This is a genomic window from Streptomyces sp. PTY087I2 (assembly GCF_001687325.1).
Lineage (GTDB): Bacteria > Actinomycetota > Actinomycetes > Streptomycetales > Streptomycetaceae > Streptomyces.
The window spans coordinates 121736-140780 of record NZ_LZRD01000024.1 but is presented as its reverse complement, the minus strand read 5'-3'; the positions used below and the strand labels follow the sequence as shown (position 1 = coordinate 140780).

Annotated in this window: 12 protein-coding genes and 1 pseudogene; 5 read left to right on the top strand and 8 right to left on the bottom strand. The window is 73.9% G+C overall.

Annotation, left to right across the window (positions count from 1 at the left end; translation table 11 throughout):
* From A3Q37_RS26300 to A3Q37_RS26265, 7 genes and pseudogenes are all read right to left on the bottom strand, one after another.
* Window positions 1-2803 (bottom strand): annotated as a pseudogene (locus tag A3Q37_RS26300) (hypothetical protein); the annotation flags it as partial.
* A gap of 67 nt (window positions 2804-2870) precedes the next feature.
* Window positions 2871-3842: a hypothetical protein gene (locus A3Q37_RS26295; RefSeq protein WP_065488105.1), complete on the bottom strand. Its 972-nt coding sequence runs from the start codon at window positions 3840-3842 to the stop codon at window positions 2871-2873.
* Between the two features lie 106 nt (window positions 3843-3948).
* A complete protein-coding gene (locus A3Q37_RS26290; protein WP_065488104.1) occupies window positions 3949-5478 on the bottom strand; it encodes a hypothetical protein in 1530 nt (509 codons plus the stop codon).
* Window positions 5479-5606: 128 nt separating this feature from the next.
* Window positions 5607-9263 carry a hydantoinase B/oxoprolinase family protein gene (locus tag A3Q37_RS26285; protein ID WP_065488103.1) on the bottom strand — a complete coding sequence of 1219 codons (3657 nt, stop codon included), beginning with the start codon at window positions 9261-9263 and terminating at the stop codon, window positions 5607-5609.
* Window positions 9264-9369: 106 nt separating this feature from the next.
* Window positions 9370-9942, bottom strand: a complete 573-nt coding sequence (locus A3Q37_RS26280; RefSeq protein ID WP_065488102.1) for a DUF4240 domain-containing protein — start codon at window positions 9940-9942, stop codon at window positions 9370-9372.
* A 57-nt stretch (window positions 9943-9999) separates the two neighbouring features.
* Complete coding sequence (locus A3Q37_RS26275) at window positions 10000-11418, bottom strand: HEAT repeat domain-containing protein (protein ID WP_065488101.1); 1419 nt, start codon at window positions 11416-11418, stop codon at window positions 10000-10002.
* A 290-nt stretch (window positions 11419-11708) separates the two neighbouring features.
* Window positions 11709-12101: an ankyrin repeat domain-containing protein gene (locus A3Q37_RS26265; RefSeq protein WP_065488100.1), complete on the bottom strand. Its 393-nt coding sequence runs from the start codon at window positions 12099-12101 to the stop codon at window positions 11709-11711.
* A gap of 332 nt (window positions 12102-12433) precedes the next feature.
* On the opposite strand from A3Q37_RS26265, the gene A3Q37_RS26260 reads away from it, so the two are divergent.
* Both A3Q37_RS26260 and A3Q37_RS26255 read left to right on the top strand, forming a co-directional pair.
* Window positions 12434-12628 (top strand): hypothetical protein, encoded by a 195-nt coding sequence (locus tag A3Q37_RS26260; RefSeq protein WP_006123109.1) that lies wholly within the window; start codon window positions 12434-12436, stop codon window positions 12626-12628.
* Window positions 12629-12665: 37 nt separating this feature from the next.
* Window positions 12666-14336 (top strand): hypothetical protein, encoded by a 1671-nt coding sequence (locus A3Q37_RS26255; RefSeq protein WP_065488099.1) that lies wholly within the window; start codon window positions 12666-12668, stop codon window positions 14334-14336.
* A gap of 107 nt (window positions 14337-14443) precedes the next feature.
* Here A3Q37_RS26255 and A3Q37_RS26250 read toward each other — a convergent pair whose 3' ends face one another.
* Window positions 14444-15943, bottom strand: a complete 1500-nt coding sequence (locus tag A3Q37_RS26250) for a PLP-dependent aminotransferase family protein (protein ID WP_065488098.1) — start codon at window positions 15941-15943, stop codon at window positions 14444-14446.
* 102 nt (window positions 15944-16045) lie between these two features.
* On the opposite strand from A3Q37_RS26250, the gene A3Q37_RS26245 reads away from it, so the two are divergent.
* Genes A3Q37_RS26245 through A3Q37_RS26235 form a run of 3 tightly spaced genes read left to right on the top strand, consistent with a single transcriptional unit; the run spans window position 16046 to window position 18944 of the window.
* Complete coding sequence (locus A3Q37_RS26245) at window positions 16046-16765, top strand: YitT family protein (RefSeq protein WP_065488097.1); 720 nt, start codon at window positions 16046-16048, stop codon at window positions 16763-16765.
* On the top strand, window positions 16762-17523 hold the full coding sequence (locus tag A3Q37_RS26240) for a glycerophosphodiester phosphodiesterase (RefSeq protein WP_065488096.1): 762 nt from the start codon (window positions 16762-16764) through the stop codon (window positions 17521-17523). Before A3Q37_RS26245 ends, A3Q37_RS26240 begins: the two co-directional genes overlap by 4 nt.
* Before the next feature lie 47 nt (window positions 17524-17570).
* Window positions 17571-18944 (top strand): MFS transporter, encoded by a 1374-nt coding sequence (locus A3Q37_RS26235; protein ID WP_065488095.1) that lies wholly within the window; start codon window positions 17571-17573, stop codon window positions 18942-18944.
* Window positions 18945-19045: the final 101 nt, after the last annotated feature.

The window sequence follows — 19045 nt, the reverse complement described above, 5'->3', positions numbered from 1 at the left end:
GGGCGGTGTCGGCGGCGGCCTCGTCTGCCTCGGCGCGGGCGGTGCGGGCCTCGGCGAGGGCGGCTTCGGCGCTCTCCGCGGCCGTACGGGCGGTGGCGGCGGCCTCGGCCAGTTCGGCGAGCATGCCGGGCGGGCAGTCGGCGCGCCAGGAGCCGATGCGGGAGGCGAGGGCGCGGTCGCCGGAGAGGCGGGCGGCCAGCGTCCTGATGTCCTCGTCGCGGGCGGCGGCGCGGCTGCGCAGCGCGTGGCGTTCCTCGTCGGCGGCGTGTTCGTCGTGCATGGCCGGGTTCGGCGGGACGAGGAAGACGCCGTCGCTCGCGGTCTCGGAGCCGGTGCCGGGGGCCGGGACGGGGGCGAGGAGGGCGGCGGCGGTGCCGACGGCGACGGCCGAACGGGGCAGCAGCGCGGCCCCGGCGAGGACTTCACGGGCGCGGGTGTGGGCGTCGGGGTCGGTGATGACGACGCCGTCGACGAGTTCGGGGCGGGCGGCGAGGACGGCGGCGTGGTCGGCCGGGTCGACGGCCTGCGCGAGGTAGCGCCAGCCGGGCAGGGCGGGGATGCCGTGCTCGCCGAGGTATTCGACGGTGGCCAGGACGTCGGGGCCGGGCGGCAGCAGCCCGCCCTCGCCGAGCGCGCCGAGGATGCGGGCGTCGTCGGCGGCGGCGGTGCGCAGGTCGAAGAGGCGGCGTTCGGCGGCGGCGACGGACTGGTCGAGGAGCTCGCGCAGTTCGTCGGCGCTGCGGTCGAACTCCTCGGCGGTCAGGGGCTGCTGGGCGGTGGGCTGGTCGGCGAGGGCGACGGCGCGGTCCGGGGAGGCGTCGGGCGCGGTGCCCGTACCGTCGCCGCGGCCGCCGGTCGTCGTGGCGTCGTCGCCGGTGGGAGTGGTGCGGGCGCTGCCCTGGTCGGGGCCCGGCACCTCGTCGCCGGACTCCCGGCGGGGGTGCGGGACGCCGGTGCCCGTGGGCAGGCCGAGGAGGTCCGCGAGGCGGGGGTCGGCGGCGATCGACGCGGCGGCCAGGTACTCGTCCTCGTAAGCCCGCTCCGCGGCCTTGGCCGCGTCGGCGGCGCGGGCGGCGGCCAGTTCGGCGCGGCTCTCGGCGGCGGCCGTCTCGCGGGCGGTGTCGGCGGCGGAGCGGGCGGCTTCGCGGGCGGTGTCCCAGGCGGCGACGGCGGACTGTTCGGCGTCGCTGGCGGCGAGGGCCGCGCGGGCGGGGTCGGCGTCGGGCGCGGTGTCGTCGAGCCAGCCGGCGCGGACGGCTTCGGCGGTCTCCTGGCCGACCTCGGCGAGGCGCTGGCGCAGGTGTCCGGCCTCGCTGCGGGCGCGCTGGGCCTCGGTGGCGGCGACCGTGGCATCCCGGTGGGCCCGTTCGCCGGTGGCCTGGAGGGTGTCGGAGCGCTCCTCCTCCTCGTTGGCGAGGCGTTCGCCCTCCTCGGCGGCCCTGTGGAGGGCGCGGACGAGGTCGGTGGCGGCGGCGGAGCGGGCGGCGAGGGCGGGGGCGGCGTCGCGTTCGGCCTCGCGGATGGCGGCGGCGACCCTGGCGGAGCGGTCGGCGGCGGCGCGGTGGCGCAGGACGGCTTCGGCGGCCTGCCAGGCGGAGTGCAGGGTGCGGGCCTCGACCAGCTCCTTGCGTCCGGCGGCGGCGCTCTTCTCGGCCGCGGTCAGAGCCAGCGAGGCGTGCCGGTAGGCCAGTTCGGCGGCGATCAGGGCCCGGCGGCCCCGGGTGGACTCGGCTTCGGTGACGGTGTGGGCGGCGGCGGTGACGCGTTCGGCCAGCTCGGCGGTGCGGCCGCGCTCCTCGGCGGCGCGGGCGGAGAGGCGGCGGGCCAGGGTGCGGGTGCGGCGTTCGGCACCGGCGTGGATGTCGCGGGCCCGGGTGCGGGTGTCGGTGGCCTCGACGATGCGGCCCAGGAGATCGACGGAGCCCGCGGTGAAGTCGCGTTCGGCGGTCAGCTCGGCGCGGCGGCCCAGTTTGTTGCCGAAGCCGCTGACCAGGTCGGCGAGGCCGTCGGTGTCGCGGGTGTCGGTGACGGCGCGGAGCAGGAGGTCGGTGAAGTCGGAGTCCTTCTTCACCGCGAAGAGGCCTGCGGCCTCGCCCTCGTCGGCGTTCATCTCGCGCTGGTAGCGGAAGAGCTCGGGGTCGAGGCCGAGGTCGCCGAGGTGTTCGTTCCAGCGGTCGTGGATCTCTTCCCAGTGCACGTCGAGGTGCGCGTAGAACTTGCCCGCGTCCATCAGCGCGTCGCGGAAGCCCTTCATGGTGCGCCGCCTGCCGCGCGCCCCGGAGACGCCTTCGGCGGGGCGGCCCACGGCGGAGGCCTCGGCGACGGGCAGGCTGTCCAGGCTGAGCCCGGGGCCGGGGCGGAACGAATACCAGGCCTCGGCGAACTTGCGCGGGTCGTTGGAGACCTGGCGGCCCCGCCATTCGCTCACCTTGCCGACGACGACGCACTCCCCGGTGAGGGTGTGCTGCCACTCCAGGGCGACGTGCCCGCAGTCGTCGGCGAGGAGGAACTTGCGCAGCACGCCGGAGCTGGCCCCGCCGAGGGTGTTGCGGTGGCCGGGGAGCATCACCGAGAAGATCAGCTTGAGCAGGACGGACTTGCCGCCGCCGTTCTCCAGGAACAGGACGCCCGCGGGCGCGGGGCGGCGGGGCGGGCCGACCGGCTCCTCCTCGAAGAACTCCGCCTGGGCGGGGGCGGGGTGGGGGACGGGTGCGCCGACGCCGCGCAGGTCGAGGACGGTGTCGGCGTAGCGCGCACCGGCAGGCCCGATGGAGTAGAGGCGGACCCGGGACAACTCGTACATGGCGGCGGACTCTCGTCGTTCGGTGAGCGGGGGTGGAGCGGCGGGGGGTGGTACGGGCCGGTCGGGGTCAGGAGTGGAAGGGCAGGCCCGCGTCGGCGGCCAGTTCCACGCTGTCAGGGTCGGGCGGCGGCAGCAGGGTGGCGGAGCCGTCGGTGACGGGGACGACGCCGAGCTCCAGCAGTTCGGCCATGGCGGCGCTGCCCGCCAGGTCGCGGACCTGGAGCTGGTAGCGGGCGGTGGTGCGGTAGGCGCCGCCCGCGTCGTCGCCGGTGCGCTGGAGGAAGCCGGAGTCGGTGAGGAAGGCGACGGCCTTGCCGATGATGCCGGTGGTGGATCCGGCGAGCCGGCGGGCGTCCTTGGTGGCGCCGGTGGCGCTGCGGCGGGCGTAGATCCGCCAGCCGGCTTCGAGGCCGGGGGCGTCGCTGACGGGGTCGGTGTTGTCGCCCTGTTCCTCGGCGCGCTCCTCCAGCCGTCGGCAGGCCTGGCGTACGAAGGCGTCGACGCCGTTGACCGTGATGCGGCCGATGTACGCGTCGTCGGCGAGGTCCTCGGGGCGCGGGAAGGCGAGGGCGGCGACGGCGAGGTGGGCGAGGCCGTGCAGGAAGCGGTCGGCGGCGTCGGAGGAGGCGCGGCGGGCGTAGTCGCCCATGCGGACGGCGAAGACGGAGTCCTCGCCCGCCGTGACGGCCATCCCCGCGCGCGGGGAGACCTCCAGAACGACGAGGCCGAGACCGGTGGCGACGGCGTCGGCGAGCCGGGCGAAGGCGCTCTCCTCCCGGTAGCGCCGCAGGAGGTCGGCGTATTCGGCGTCGCGGGCGGGCAGCAGCTTGGGCTGGAGCCCGAAGGAGACGAGCCGGGCGGCGTCGGCGGCGTCGGCCGGGGTGACGGGGGTCTGCCCGGCCGGCTCGGCGGTGTGCGCAGAGGTGTGCGCGGAGTCGCCCGCGTACGTCGTGGAGGGAGCCCCGTACGTCGTGGAGGGGCCGGCGTGCGCGGAGGGCTCGGTCCACGCGTCGGGGTGCTCGGCGTCGTGGTCGCTCACGGCTGGGACTCCTCGATACGGATACGGATGTGGTGCGGGTGCGGAAGGTGGGCGGGGCCGGCCGCGACGGGAGAGACGGCGGAGGGCTCGGGGCGGGCGGGGCCGGTCACGAGGCCTCCTGGCGGTCGGCGGCCATGCCGACAGCGTCCAGCAGCGCGGTGCCCACGATGAGGTCGGCGCCGCCGAACTCCGGGTCGTCCAGCTCGGCCCCGTCGTCCACGGCGAACAGCAGGCGCCGCTCGCCCTGGCGGTAGGCGGTGCCGACGGGCGGGCTGGCGGCGTGGACGGCGAGCAGGGCGACCAGGTACGGCAGGTCGGTGTCGCCGGTGCGGCGGGCCTCGGCGAGCAGTCCGGAGAGCCGGCGCGGGGCGTCGTGCTCCAGGTCGAGCAGGGTCATGGCGCGGGCGAGCTGCTCCTCGCTGAACCGGCTGTCGTCCGGGGTGGCGATCAGATCGGGCTCGGGCATCTCCGCGCCCAGGTGCTCACGCTCCAGGGGCGGGGTGAGCAGCATGTCGACCAGGTCCCCGATCCGTACGGAGGTGGGGGTGCGCAGTCCGGTGCCGTGGGCGAAGAAGGCGTCGGTGGCCCGGGTGGACTGCTCGACGGGGAGCGGGAGGAGCGGGGCGAGGAGTTGCCCGTACAGATCGAGTCCCACGTGGGGGGCGGGCGGTGCGAAGGCCTGGCGGTCCTGCTCGGCGCGGAAGAGGGGGCCCGCTTCCAGCAGCCGGGACTGGAGCTGGGTGTGGCGGCGGATGCAGTCCTTGACGATGTCGACGAGCTCGGCGGCCCGGCGCTTGTGCTCGGGGTCCTCGGCCTCGTCGCGGGCCTTGCGGATGTTGGTGAGGATCGCGTTCTCGTGGCGGTAGCGGTCGGCCACGTGGTCGAGGGCCTCGGCGATCATGTCCGGGACGGTGTTCAGCCAGTCGACGGCGCGGACGTTGCGCCGGGTGGCCTCCAGGGTGCGGCGCAGGGTCTCGGCGTACTGCACGGTGCGGTAGCGGGCCTGTTCGGCGGCGAGCTGGGCGTCGGCGAGGCGACCCCGGCTGATGAGGACCTCCAGCTTGACCTCGGCGGCGATCTGGGCGCTGGTGACGTCGGTGTCCAGCGCGCCGACGAGGACGTTGACCGCTTCGTCGGTGGCGCGGAGGTAGACCGTGCCGCCGTAGCCGGGGACCTCTTCGATGAGCTTGAAGTCGTAGTCGCGGCGGACGTAGACCCCGTCGGTGTTGAAGGTGCCGTAGACCGCGCGGAAGCCGCGGTCGACGCTGCCGACGTTGATCAGGTTCTCCAGGACCCAGCGGGCGACCCGTTCGTGCTCGGCGACGGGGCGGCCGGGGGCCTGGGCGGCGACGCGGGGCAGCAGCCTGGCCACTATCTGGTCGTGGTCGGCCCCGGTGTCGAAGTCCATGTTGAGCGTGACGTGGTCGATCGCGGCGAGGGCGACCTCCGCCATGGCGTACACCGTGTACTCGCCGGCCAGATTCGCCTTGCGGACGTCCAGGTCGTGCAGCGGCGCCGTGCACGCGAGCGCGCGCAGCCGCCGCGAGAGCCCCTCGTCGGCGGCGGGGCCCGGGGCAGGCCGCGGCCCCGCGCTGAGCTGCGGCGCAGCGGTGTCCGTGTTGGCAGGCGAAGTCACGTGGGACAGATTAGGTCCTCGCACTGACAACGGTCGAAACGGCGTTTATGCGACCGGCGCCAGGCGGCTGCGCCACGGCTTCCGGACGACCCCGCGCGCCCCGGTCACGCCCCGGGTCACGCCCCCTGTCACGCACCCGACGGCCCGTAGCCCCCACCGCCCGGTGTGCGGATCACCAGCACGTCGCCGGCCTTCAGTTCGGCGGTGTCGCAGCCCTCCAGCGGGACCACTTCGCCGCCCGCCCGCTCGATGTACTGCTCCCCGAGCGCCCCCGGCGCCCCGCCGCCCGCTCCGTACGGCGGGACGCGGCGGTGTCCGGAGAGCAGGGCGATCGTGACGGGTTCCAGGAAGCGGATGCGCCGCTCGACGCCGTGGCCGCCGTGCCACCGGCCCGCTCCCCCGCTGTCCTCCCGTACGGCGAAGGACTCCAGGCGGACCGGCAGCCGCCACTCCAGGATCTCGGGGTCGGTGAGCCGGGAGTTGGTCATATGGGTCTGTACGGCGTCGGCGCCGTCGAAGCCGTCGCCCGCCCCGGAGCCGCTGGCGATCGTCTCGTAGTACTGGACGTGGTCGTTGCCGAAGGTGAGGTTGTTCATGGTTCCCGAGCCCTCGGCCTGGCCGCCGATCGCCCCGTACAGGGCTCCGGTGACCGCCTGGGAGGTCTCCACGTTGCCCGCGACGGTCGCCGCCGGATAGCTGGGGTCGAGCATCGAGCCGGGCGGAATGGTCACGTCCAGGGGCTTCAGGCAGCCGCTGTTGAGCGGGATGTCCTCGCCGACGAGGGTGCGGAAGACGTAGAGGACGGCGGCCATGACGACGGAGCGGGGCGCGTTGGCGTTGCCGGGCTGCTGGGGGGAGGTCCCGGTGAAGTCGAGGTGGGCGCTGCGGGCGTCGCGGTCCACGGTCAGGCGGACCTGGATCACGGCTCCGCTGTCGGTCTCGTAGCGGCAGTGGCCGTCGTACAGTCCGGCGACGATGCGGCGTACGGACTCCTCGGCGTTGTCCTGGACGTGGCCCATGTACGCGTCCACGACGTCGGCCCCGAACTGGTCGGTCATCCGTCGCAGTTCGGCGATGCCCTTCTCGTTGGCGGCGATCTGGGCGCGCAGGTCGGCGAGGTTGGTGTCCGGGGAGCGGGAGGGGTACGGGGCGGAGGCGAGCAGGTCGCGGGTCTCGGCCTCGCGGAGCCGGCCGTCGCGGACGAGCAGCCAGTTGTCGAAGAGGACGCCCTCCTCGTGGATCGTCCGGCTGAAGGCGGGCATGGAGCCGGGGGTGATGCCGCCGATCTCCGCGTGGTGTCCGCGCGAGGCGACCAGGAACCGGAGCTTCCCCTCGTCGAAGACGGGCGTGACCACGGTGACGTCGGGCAGGTGGGTGCCGCCGTGGTACGGGTCGTTGACGGCGTACACGTCACCGGGGCGCAGGGTCCCCTCGTTGCGCCGGAGCACCTCCTTGATGGACTCCCCCATGGAGCCGAGATGGACCGGGATGTGCGGGGCGTTGGCGATCAGGTTTCCGTCGGCGTCGAACAGGGCGCAGGAGAAGTCGAGGCGTTCCTTGATGTTGACGGAGTGGGCGGTGTTCTCCAGGCGGACGCCCATCTGCTCGGCGATGGACATGAAGAGGTTGTTGAAGACCTCCAGCATCACCGGGTCGACCCGGGTGCCGACGGCGGTGCGTTCGGGGCGGGGGCTGCCGCGGGTGAGGACGAGATGTCCGGTGGGGGCGGCTTCGGCCTGCCAGCCGGGGTCGACGACGGTGGTGGCGTCGTCCTCGGCGACGATCGCGGGCCCGGTGACGGTGGTGCCGACGTGCAGATCCGCCCGCCGGTGCAGCGGGGCGCGCTGCCACCGCCCTTCGGCGTACAGGTCCACGGTGTCGGCCGGGGGCGGTGGGGGGTCGTGGGAGTCGGGGCCGAGGCCAGGGACGGGCGCGGCGCCATCGGCGGTCGCGTCGGCGGTCCCTTCGTTCTCGATGGCCCCGATGGCGTCCGTGGCCCCGGTCGTCCCCGTGGCTTCCACCGAGACCGTCTCGACGACGACGGGCTTGTCCATCGTGAACCCGAACCGGGTCCGGTGGGCGGTGGCGAACGCCTCGGCCATCGCGGCCTCGGTGTCCAGGTCCACCGGCAGCGCCGCGTCCGTCCCCGCGTACCGCAGCAGGATCCGGGCCCGGGTGGTGATCGCGGAGTCGGGCACTCCGTCGGCGCGCAGGGCTTCGCGGGTACGGTCGGCCAGCTCGGCGCAGAGCCGCTCGACCCGCTCCCGTACGGTCTCGTCCAGCTCCGCCTCCACCGACTGCTCGCGCATCGCGGTCGCGTCGGCCAGGCCGATGCCATATGCGGAAAGCACCCCGGCGAGCGGGGGTACGAGGACGGTGTCGATGCCCAGCGCGTCGGCGACCGCGCAGACGTGCTGGCCGCCCGCGCCGCCGAAGCCGGTGAGCGCGTAGCGGGTGATGTCGTGGCCGCGCTGCACGGAGATCTTCTTGACGGCGTTGGCCATGTTGAGCACGGCGATCTCCAGGAATCCCGCCGCCGCCTCGGCCTCGTCCGGCCGCCGTCCGGTGGCGCGCCCCACCTCGTCGGCGAGCTCGGCGAACCGCTCGCGTACGAGGTCGGCGTCGAGCGGAAGGTCTCCGTCCGCGCCGAAGACCGCCGGGAAGTGGGCGGGCTGGACGCGGCCGAGCATGACGTTGGCGTCGGTGACGGTGAGGGGGCCGCCCCGCCGGTAGCAGGCGGGGCCGGGGTCGGCGCCGGCCGAGTCGGGGCCGACGCGGTAGCGGCTGCCGTCGAAGTGCAGGACGGAGCCGCCGCCGGCCGCGACGGTGTGGATGCTCATCATCGGGGCGCGCATCCGGACCCCGGCGACCTCCGTGCCCAGTTCCCGTTCGAACGCTCCGGCGTAGTGGGAGACGTCGGTGGAGGTGCCGCCCATGTCGAAGCCGATGACCCGGTCGTGGCCGGCCTGCTGCGAGGTGCGGACCATGCCGACGACGCCTCCGGCCGGTCCGGAGAGGACGGCGTCCTTGCCGCGGAAGCGGGCGGCTTCGCGCAGGCCGCCGTTGGACTGGAGGAACATCAGCCGGATCCCGTCGAGGCGGGCGGCGACCTCGTCGACGTACCGGCCGAGGACGGGTGAGAGGTAGGCGTCGACGACCGTGGTGTCGCCGCGGGGGACGAGCCTGATCAGCGGGCTGACCTCGTGGGAGCTGCTGACCTGGGTGAAGCCCGCCTCCCGGGCCGCCTCGGCGACGGCCCGTTCGTGGTCGGGGTGGCGGTAGCCGTGCATCAGGACGACGGCGGCACTGCGCAGGCCCTCGGCGTGGGCGGCGCGCAGCTGTTCGTGAACGGGGTAGAGCTCCAGGGGCCGTACGGTGCGGCCGTGGGCGTCGATCCGTTCGGGGACCTCGATCACGCGCTCGTGGACGGTTTCGGGCAGGACGATGTGCCGGTCGAAGAGGCGCGGCCGGTTCTGGTACGCGATCCGCAGCGCGTCCCGGAACCCCTCGGTGATCAGCAGGACGGTCGGTTCGCCCCGCCGTTCCAGCAGGGCGTTGGTGGCGACGGTGGTGCCCATCCGGACGGCGGCGACCCGGTCGGCGGGCACCGGTTCGCCGGGGTCCAGGCCGAGAAGCAGCCGGATTCCGGCGACGGCCGCGTCGTCGTAGCGGCCGGGGTCGTGGGAGAGGAGCTTGCGGGTGATCAGCCGGCCGTCGGGGCGGCGGCCCACGATGTCGGTGAAGGTGCCGCCCCGGTCGATCCAGAACTCCCAGCGTCCGGTCATGGCGCCATTCTGTGCCCGCGCCCTTGACCTCGCAGGGGCGGGAAATCGTTCGGAGCGCTCGGTCCAGGACTCAGTCCAGGGCTCAGTCCAGGGCTCAGTCCAGGGCTCAGTCCAGGAAGAGCGCGGCCAGCCGGGGCAGCCGCCTGCGGTTCGCCTCGTCGTCCTCGGCGTCCCAGCTCTCGCCCGCCGGGGCCGCCGGGCGTATGCGTCCGCGCAGCGCCGCCTCCACGGCCGCGTCGAGCGAGTCGGTCTCGCCCCGGACGCGCCGGTAGGCCTCGGTCACCGGCGCGCTCAGCGACTCGTATCCGATCCAGCCGCGCTCGCCCCGGCCCATCCGGACCACCACCGGCAAGGCGGCCAGTGAGTCGGGATCGGCCACCGCCCGGGTGAAGGTCTCCCGCCCCAGCAGGGCGAGCCCGTCGCGGAAGTCCATGAAGCCGTCGTCACCGCAGCCGCCCTCGATGAGGTAGGCCGCGTTCCAGAGGGGCCACCGGTAGGCGGAATCGGTCACCTGCACCGCCATGACGGCGAAGTCCACGATCCGCTGCGGCTCCAGGGCCGCGAGCACGTCCGTCAGCGCGCCCGGCAGCGGATCGTCGGGCGCGTCCCGGTCGTCCGCCCGGTCCCCGACCCCTTCACGAGCCCGTTCGACGAGCCCCCACCACTCGTTGCTGTCCATGGTGAAAAGCGTAGGAGGAGGGTCTGACAGCGACCCTCCTCCCAAGGAACCGTGCGGTCAGACAGCCGACGCGTCCGGCCCGATCCGGCTGCGTACCGCCGTCTGGACCTCGGCCTCCTCGGCCGGGTCGGCGGCGAGGCGGCGCAGGCGTTCGGCGACGCGGATGTCGCCGGTCTCGGCGTGCAGGGCGGCCACCTCGCGGGTGGTCTCCTCGCAGTCCCAGAGGCACTCGACCGCGAATCCGGTCGCGAAGGACGGATCGGTGGCGGCCAAGGCGCGGGCGGCCCGGCCCCGCAGGTGCGAGGAGGACGTCTCGCGGTAGACGTGGCGCAGGACGGGGGCGGCGCAGGCGATGCCGAGGCGGCCGGCTCCGTCGACGAGGGTCCACAGCCGGGGGGCGTCGGGTCCGTCGCCGCGTACGGCCTCCCGGAGCGCGCCGAGGACTTGGGGAGCGTCCTGGGCGGTGCCTCGGCAGGCGAGCACTCCGGCGGCGGAGGCGCCGAGTGCGTCGGGGCGGCGGGCCCAGCGCCGGGCCCGCTCGACGGCGTCGTCGCCGGTCATCCGCTCGAAGGCGGCGATGGCCGCGTGGGCGACGGTGCGGGAGGGGCTGAGGGCGGCGGCCTCGATGAGGTCGAGGACGACGGGTTCGCCGGTCTCCGCGAGGTAGTGCAGGGCGGCGCAGCGGGCGCCTTCCGGGCCGCTGCGGGCGGCCTCGACGATCTGGGGAAGGTCGTCGGGTCCGGCGACGGCGGTGAGGCAGCGGGCCGCGGGGACGTGCAGTTCGCTGCCGCGTTCCAGGGCCTGCTGGGCCCAGTCGAAGACGGCCTGGACGCTCCAGCCGGGGCGGGGACCCCCGGGGCGCATCTGGCGCTGCCATCGGTCGAACGAGCCCTGTTCGCCGGCGGCGCGGACGCGGGCGCCGACCGCTTCGCGCGGGTCGTCGGCCCACAGGCGCCAGGGGCGGGGCTCGAAGGAGTCGCGTACGGCGGCGGCGAGGTCGGCCGCGCCCTGGTCGGTGGCCGGGAAGCGGGCGAGGACGGGCAGCGCGAGGGAGCGCAGGCCGGCGTCGTCGTCGCGCAGGGCCAGCTCGTCCAGGGCCCAGGCCCAGTTGGCGCCGGTCGCGGCGTAGCGGCGGAGCAGGGCCAGGGCGTCGTCGCGTCCGTAGGAGGCGAGGTGGCCGAGGACCGAGAGCGCCAGACCGGTGCGGGAGTCGTCGGTGTCGATGGGGTCGTCGGGATCGGCGAGGTGCCGCTCGATCTCCTCGATACCGCCGTCGAGGTCGAGGTAGAGGCGCGCGTAGTAGAGGGAGCGGTTCTCCACCTGCCAGTCGTGGCGGGGGTCGCTCACGACGCAGTGGTTGAGGGCCGCGAGGGCCTCGGGGCGCGGTGCGGCGAGCGCGTGGAGCGTGCCGTCGCCGCGGCCCCTCTGCAACAGGCCGAGCAGGGTGCCGCTCGGCGCTATGAACGGATCGAACATGGGAGAAAGCCTCACATCAAGCTGTCGACGCAACCGGGACTGTGCAGTGCCCCGTGCCTCTCGGCACGTGGGGATGTCCGGGGGGACACCGTTACGCCGCGCAGTGACATGATCGGCCGACCGCCGTCTTTCGCCTGGTGTAGAGCATCTTCCTCTGCCTCTCGTCGGTGGCCCTGAGCGGGCCCGCGACGTCATGATGACCCAGCCATTTCGCCACCGCGACCACATTTACGACGGACCGGTCAGCGAAGCCCACGGCGGACGCGCCCAGCGGCGCCCCCGCCGGCGTCTCACCGCGCACCGAAGCGTTCCAGCAGGTCGGCCTTGCCGAACATCCGGGCCGTGTCCAGCGCGGACGGGGTTCCGGCGGCCGGGTCGGCGCCGGCGGCGAGCAGGGCGTCGATGACGGCGTCCTCGCCCTTGAAGACGGCTCCGGCCAGCGGGGTCTGGCCCCGGTCGTTGGCCCGGTCCGGGTCGGCGTCGCGGGCGACGAGGGCGGCGACCGTGGCGGCGTGCCCGTGGTAGGCGGCGAGCATCAGCAGCGTGTCGCCCCGGTCGTTGGTGAGGTTGGCGGGGACTCCGGCCTCGACGTACGCGGTGAGGGCCTCGGTGTCGCCGGTGCGGGCCAGGTCGAAGACCTTGGTCGCCAGCTCGACCACCTCGGGATCGGGGGTTTCGCTCATCGGGACAAAGCCGCCTTCCTTTGACTGCTGCCACGGCTGCTCACCGCCGTGGTTGACCTGGTGGGGAGTACGGCGGGGGGGCCGTACGAGTGAATCGACAGGGTACTGCTCCCGGGCCGACATGACCCGGCCCGGATGCGGCAAGGGATCACCGCAGCTGATCCTGCCCGGCACGGGCCGGGTGATGCCGCTCCCCAGGCGCCTACTTCTGTGAGCCAGTCAAGTGAAAGCGCGGGATATTCACTCGATTGCACCTTTTGTCGTATAGATACTTCCCGTGATGCTGGAAGGACTCATGGTGACTGTCCCCTTCAACCAGGAGAGAACCGCTCATGATCCTTTCCATCTCGGGCGTGGTCCTGCTCGCCATCATCGTCTTCCTGTTCTTCAAGAAGGACGGGCTCAAGGCCTCCCACGCCATCGTCTGTGCCCTGTTCGGCTTCTATCTGGCCGGCACCGCCATCGCCCCGAGCATCACGGCGGGCGGGGCGAGCCTCGCCGGCCTGCTGGGCGGGATCAAGTTCTGACGCTCCGCAACCGCTCCCACCCCTTCAGGAGACCGACGTGGCCCGGCGACCACTCCCCCGCATTCTGAGCAGCGGCAGCGCTTCGATCACTCGCGGCAGAGAGATCGCGCGCACGGCCGCCGACAGTGCCACCGATGTCCTCCATCCGCTGATCACGGTGGTCCGCGGACTGCGGCTGCTGGCCGTGTCGGGCCGGCAGAAGTGGGTCGCCACCCCCAAGGAACGGCGTGGTCCCAAGCTGTTCCTCGCCGCGGCCTGCGTGCTGGTGGTGGCGCTCGTCCCGTACGGGCCGATCCTGGCCCTGATCACGGTGATGGGCGCTGCCGCGTGGAAGGGGCGGGAGCGGACCCCCGTGCGGACCGGGCCCGACGAGTCGGAGACCGCGCGCCTGCGGTCGCTGTACGAGGCGCTCGTGCCGTACTTCTCCACCGCCGACGACCCCGATCCGCTGTTCGCCCATGGCGGCGACTGGTCGAAGGCCTTCGACGCGTACGCCTTCGACCAGGACGGGCGGCTCACGAGCCTCCGGATCTCCTACCCCGCGTACTTCATGGACGGCGACGCCGCCGCCCGCTCCCGGATCGAGCAGTTGCTCCACACCAAGTCCGGCCGGGGCCGCGAGTACCACTTCGGCTGGGACGAGGAGGCCAATCGCCTCGTTCTGACCGTGCTGGACGCGCTCCCCACGACGATCGCCGCCCAGCGCTTCGTCGCCGCCCCCGGCGAGACGGTCCTCGGCTTCACCGACCCGCACTCCGTCTCACGCACCGTCCCCGTGCGCGACGGCGACACCACGGTGGACGCCTCGCCGGTCGTCTGGCGGACCGGCGGCCGCTCCACCGAACCGCATCTGCTGGCCGTGGGGCAGCCCGGCGGCGGCACCACGACCCTGCTCCGCTCGATCGCTCTCCAGGCCCTCCAGCACGGCGACGTGATCATCGTCGACGGCGGCGGGACCGGTGAGTACGCCGCTCTCACCGGCCGGAACGGCGTCCTCGCCGTGGAGTCCGGGCTCGGCGGGGCGCTGGCCACGCTGGAGTGGGCGGCGCACGAGACGGAGCGCCGCCTGATCACCGCCAATCTGGCCCGCCAGAGCGGCCGCACGGCGCCGGACGACATCCGCCGCCCGCTGTGGATCCTGCTGGACCGCCCCGGTGTCCTCGGTCATCTCGCGGCGGCCGACGGCAGGCCCGACCCGCAGGAGCTGCTCCGGATCCCGCTGCGGCACGGCCGGGCGGCCCAGGTCACCGTCGTGCTGGCCGAGCAGTTCGACGCGCTGGACACCCTCACGGAGACCGTCCGGACCCACACCCGCGCCCGCGCGGTGCTCGGCCCTGCCTCCCCGGAGCAGATCGAGGCCGTCCTCGGCGCCGGACCGCACACCACTCCCCCGCCCGAGGTCCCCGCGGGCCGCGGCTACGTCCGGCTCGGCACGGGCCCTGTCCTGCGGCTCCAGGTGCCCGCCACCCCGGACCCGTACGACGACGCCACGAGCGACGCGCACCGGCAGGCGGTGCTCGACCTGCTGCCCGGCCGGGGCGACCCGATGGAGGCGGCGCCCGTGCGGGAGCCCGACGACGAGGGCCCGGCGACGGCGTCGGTGCCGGTGGCCGGGGAGGCGGCGGCCGTTCCGGTGGAGGCGATGGTCGCCGAGGCCCGGCCGTCCGAGCCGCTGGCGAAGGCGCAGCCGGCCGGCGCCGAGAGCTGAGCCGGGCGGATCCGAACAGGACGGCGGGCGGGGAGCGGGCCATCAGGCTCGCGCGGGGAGCGGGCCATCAGGCTCGCTCCCCGCCCGCCGTCCTGTCGCGTCGGTCCTCAGGCCACGAAGGAGCGCGGGGTGTCGGCCCCCGCGCCCGCCCCGGAGCGCACCAGGTCCACTGCGGCGGCCAGGCGTACGGCCGCCTCGTCGGCGACCGGCCCGCTCACCGTGAACGGCAGCCGTACGTACCCCTCGAAGGCCCCGTCGACCCCGAAGCGGGGGCCCGACGGCACGCGGACGCCGACGCGTTCGCCCGCGACGGCCAGCCGCGACCCGGAGATGCCGCCGGTGCGCACCCAGAGCGTCAGCCCGCCGCGCGGCACGGTGAACTCCCAGTCCGGCAGCTCCCGGCGCACCGCCGCGACCAGGGCGTCCCGGTTCTCCCGGGCCTGGCTCCGGCGGACCTCGACGGCCTGTTCCCAGCCGCCGGTGCTCATGAGCCAGTTGATGGCGAGCTGTTCCAGGACGGGCGTGCCCATGTCGGCGTAGGCGCGGGCGGCGACCAGGCTGCGGATGACGTCCGGGGCAGCGCGCACCCAGCCGATGCGCATACCGGCCCAGAAGGCCTTGCTGGCCGATCCGACGGTCAGGACCGTGCTGCCGGCCGGGTCGAAGGCACAGACCCGGCGCGGCATGTCGATGTCGGCGTCCAGGCGGAGTTCGTTCATGGTCTCGTCGACGACGAGGACCGTTCCGGCGGACCGGGCCGCCTCCACCAGGTCGCGGCGCTGCTGTTCGTCGGCGAGCGCGCCGGTGGGGTTGTGGAAGTCGGCGACCACATAGGCGAGCCGGGGCGCGGCGTCCCGCAGCACCTGGCGCCAGCGGTTCATGTCCCAGCCGCCGAGCCCCTCCTCCATCGCGACCGGGACGAGGCGGGCGCCCGTCTCGCGCATCAGCTGGAGGATGTTGGCGTAACTGGGGGACTCGACCGCGATCCGTTCGCCGCGGCCCGCGAAGAGGTGACAGATCGCGTCGATGGCACCCATCGCGCCGGTGGTGACCATGATCTGTTCCGGCATGGTCGGGATACCGAGAGCGGTGTAGCGGTCGGCGATCATCCGGCGCAGGGCGGGCAGCCCGGCCGGGTAGTCGCCGTGCGTGTGGGCGTACGGCGGCAGCTCCTCCAGCGCCCCCTGGACCGCCCGGGTCAGCCAGGGCTCGGGCGCGGGCAGGGCCGCGCAGCCCAGGTCGATCATCGAGCCGAGCGACTCCGGCGGCAGCGGTTCGAGGCCGCGGGCGGGCAGCGGGTTGCCGGCCGGGACGGCGGTCCAGCTGCCCGCGCCGCGCCGGGACTCCAGGAACCCTTCGGCGCGCAGCGCCTCGTAGGCGGCGGCGACGGTCGTGCGGCTCACCGACAGGGCGAGGGCCAGTTCGCGTTCGGCGGGGAGCCGGGCGGCGACCGGAACGCGGCCTTCCAGGACGAGCAGCCGTACACCGTCGGCGAGCGCGCGGTACGCGGGCGGCTTGCGGCCGCCCGGGCCGGTGGGCCGGGCCTGTTGTGACCGGAGCTGCCGGGCGAGCTGGGCCGCTCCCACCGTCGATGTCCACTGCGCCATCGAAATCAGTCCACCTTCCTCGCATTGGCCATAGTTGGTGGCCGATCCCCTGCCACAGGGTGGCACAGAGCAGTCCACCACCACTACATCAGGGGGCACAACGTGGCCAGGACCACCGACCGGAGCACCACGCATCTCACCCGGCGGCTGGTCCAGCTGTACGCCGGCCTGGCGCTGTACGGGGCGAGTTCCGCGCTCCTGGTGCGCGCGGGGCTGGGGCTGGAGCCGTGGGGTGTGCTGCACCAGGGCCTCGCGGAGCTGACCGGGATCTCGATCGGTGTGGTGTCGATCATCGTCGGCGCGGTGGTGCTGCTGCTGTGGATCCCGCTGCGCCAGCGGCCGGGGCTCGGCACCGTCTCGAACGTCTTCGTGGTCGGTCTTGCGATGGACGGAACGCTCGCGGTGGTCGGCGATCTGGACGCACTCGGCGTCCGTATCCCGGTGATGGTGCTCGGCATCGTCCTCAACGGCGTGGCGACCGGGCTGTACATCGCGGCCCGGTTCGGCCCCGGCCCCCGGGACGGCCTGATGACCGGGCTGAACCAGATCACCGGCCGCTCGATCCGGCTGGTCCGTACGGCGATCGAGGTGGCGGTCGTGGTGACCGGCTTCCTGCTGGGCGGCTCGCTGGGAGCGGGCACGGTGCTGTACGCGCTGGCCATCGGCCCGCTGGCCCAGTTCTTCCTGCGGATGTTCGCGCTCCCGGAGGCGTCCGGCCCGGGTGTGGTCGTCGCCTCGGGCGAGCCGTCCACCCCCGCGCCGGCCGCCGGTTCCGGGCCCGTTGCCGCTCCGACGTCCGGGCAGGCCATACTGCCGCAGTGAATCCGAGCCACCCCTATCTCGACCACCCGACGCCGATCGCCTTCGCCCATCGCGGCGGGGCGGCGGACGGCGTGGAGAACACCGTGACCGCCTTCCGCCGGGCGTCGGACGCGGGCTACCGCTACTTCGAGACCGATGTGCACACCACGGCGGACGGCCGGCTGGTCGCCTTCCACGACGCGACGCTGGACCGGGTCACCGACGCCCGGGGCCGGATCGCCGAGCTGCCCTGGAGCGAGGTGAGCCGGGCCCGGGTCGGGGGCGCCGAACCGCTTCCGCTCTTCGAGGAACTGCTGGAGGAGTTCCCCGAGGCCCGCTGGAACGTGGACCTGAAGGCCGAATCGGCGCTGGAGCCGCTGCTCGCCCTGATCCGCCGGACCGATGCCTGGGACCGGATCTGCGTCGGCTCGTTCTCGGAGGCCCGGGTGGCCCGGGCGCACCGGCTGGCGGGGCCCCGGCTGGCCACGTCGTACGGCGTGCGGGGCGTGGTGGGGCTGCGCCTGCGGTCGTACGGGATCCCGGCGGCGCTGCGGGCGGGCGCGGTCTGCGCGCAGGTCCCCGAGCGGCAGGGCCCCATCCCCGTGGTGGACGCCCGCTTCGTCCGTACCGCGCACGCGCTGGGGCTCCAGGTGCACGTCTGGACGGTGAACGAACCGGAGCGGATGGCGGCGCTCCTGGACCTCGGCGTGGATGGCATCATGACCGATCACATCGAGACGCTGCGTACGGTGCTGAGCGAGCGGGGGGCCTGGTCCTGACGCCCGGTCCGTCCACGTCCACCGGGGACGAGCGAGGGGACGCCGGGATGAACACGGGGACAACGGGGAAGGCCGATCCGTCGGGGCAGCCGCCGGACGGCACGACGGCCGCCGCCCGCAAGCGCGAGCAGCAGGGCTGGTACTTCTACGACTTCGCGTGCTCCGTCTACTCCACCAGCGTGCTGACCGTCTTCCTCGGTCCGTATCTGACGTCGGTCGCCAAGGCCGCGGCGGACCCGGACGGTTTCGTGCACCCGCTGGGGATACCCGTGCGCGCGGGCTCGCTGTTCGCGTACTCCGTCTCGGCGTCCATCGTGGTGGCCGTGATCCTGATGCCGATCGTGGGCGCGGCGGCGGACCGTACGGGGCGCAAGAAGCCGCTGCTGGCGGCGGCCGCGTACACGGGGGCGGCGGCGACGGCCGGGATGTTCTTCCTGGACGGCCACCGCTATCTGCTGGGCGCGTTCCTGCTGATCGTGGCGAACGCCTCGATCTCCGTGTCGATGGTCCTGTACAACGCCTATCTGCCGCAGATCTCCGAGCCGGAGGAGCGCGACGAGGTCTCCTCGCGCGGCTGGGCCTTCGGCTACACCTCGGGCGCCCTCGTCCTGGTCCTCAACCTGATCCTGTACACCGGTCACGACTCCTTCGGGCTCTCGGAGTCCGACGCGGTGCGGATCTGTCTGGCCTCGGCCGGTGTGTGGTGGGGCGCGTTCACGCTTGTACCGCTGCGCCGGCTGCGCGACCGCCGGGTGAGACCGGACGGCGAGGGGGCGGTCGGCTCCGGCTGGAAGCAGCTGCGGGCCACCCTGCGCGACATGCGCCGCCACCCGCTCACGCTCTCCTTCCTGCTGGCCTATCTCGTCTACAACGACGGGATCCAGACGGTGATCTCACAGGCCTCGCTGTACGGCTCCGAGGAGCTGGGCCTGGACCAGACGACGCTGATCGTCGCGGTGCTGCTGGTGCAGATCCTGGCGGTGGCGGGGGCGCTCGGCATGGGGCGGCTCGCCCGGACGTACGGCGCGAAGCGCACGATTCTGGGGTCGCTGATCGTCTGGACCCTGATCCTGCTCTCCGCCTATCTGCTGCCCGCCGACGCGCCGGTGTTCTTCTTCGTTCTGGCCGCGGCGATCGGCCTGGTGCTGGGCGGAAGCCAGGCCCTGTCCCGGTCGCTGTTCTCGCATCTGGTGCCGCGCGGCAAGGAGGCGGAGTACTTCTCCGCGTACGAGATGAGCGACCGCGGACTGAGCTGGCTGGGGCCCCTGGTGTTCGGCCTGGCGTACCAGCTGACCGGCAGCTACCGGGACGCGATCATCTCGCTGGTGGCGTTCTTCGCGCTCGGCGCGGTGCTGCTCGCGCGGGTCCCGGTGAGGCGTGCGGTGGAGGCCGCGGGCAACCCCGTGCCGGAACGGATTTAGACGTTGAAGTCAAAGGCCGGTAGTATACGTCTTTGGCCTGCCCGGAGGACCGTTACTGCCAGTGGAAGCGGCTCAACCGTTGGGTGACAACATCCACCAGA

Coding starts and splice junctions, on each gene's coding strand:
- A3Q37_RS26275 (WP_065488101.1), bottom strand. CDS start 11,418: ATGTTCGATCCGTTCATAGCGCCGAGCGGCACCCTGCTCGGCCTGTTG.
- A3Q37_RS26260 (WP_006123109.1), top strand. CDS start 12,434: ATGATCCTTTCCATCTCGGGCGTGGTCCTGCTCGCCATCATCGTCTTC.
- A3Q37_RS26250 (WP_065488098.1), bottom strand. CDS start 15,943: ATGGCGCAGTGGACATCGACGGTGGGAGCGGCCCAGCTCGCCCGGCAG.
- A3Q37_RS26235 (WP_065488095.1), top strand. CDS start 17,571: ATGAACACGGGGACAACGGGGAAGGCCGATCCGTCGGGGCAGCCGCCG.
- A3Q37_RS26265 (WP_065488100.1), bottom strand. CDS start 12,101: ATGAGCGAAACCCCCGATCCCGAGGTGGTCGAGCTGGCGACCAAGGTC.
- A3Q37_RS26280 (WP_065488102.1), bottom strand. CDS start 9,942: ATGGACAGCAACGAGTGGTGGGGGCTCGTCGAACGGGCTCGTGAAGGG.
- A3Q37_RS26285 (WP_065488103.1), bottom strand. CDS start 9,263: ATGACCGGACGCTGGGAGTTCTGGATCGACCGGGGCGGCACCTTCACC.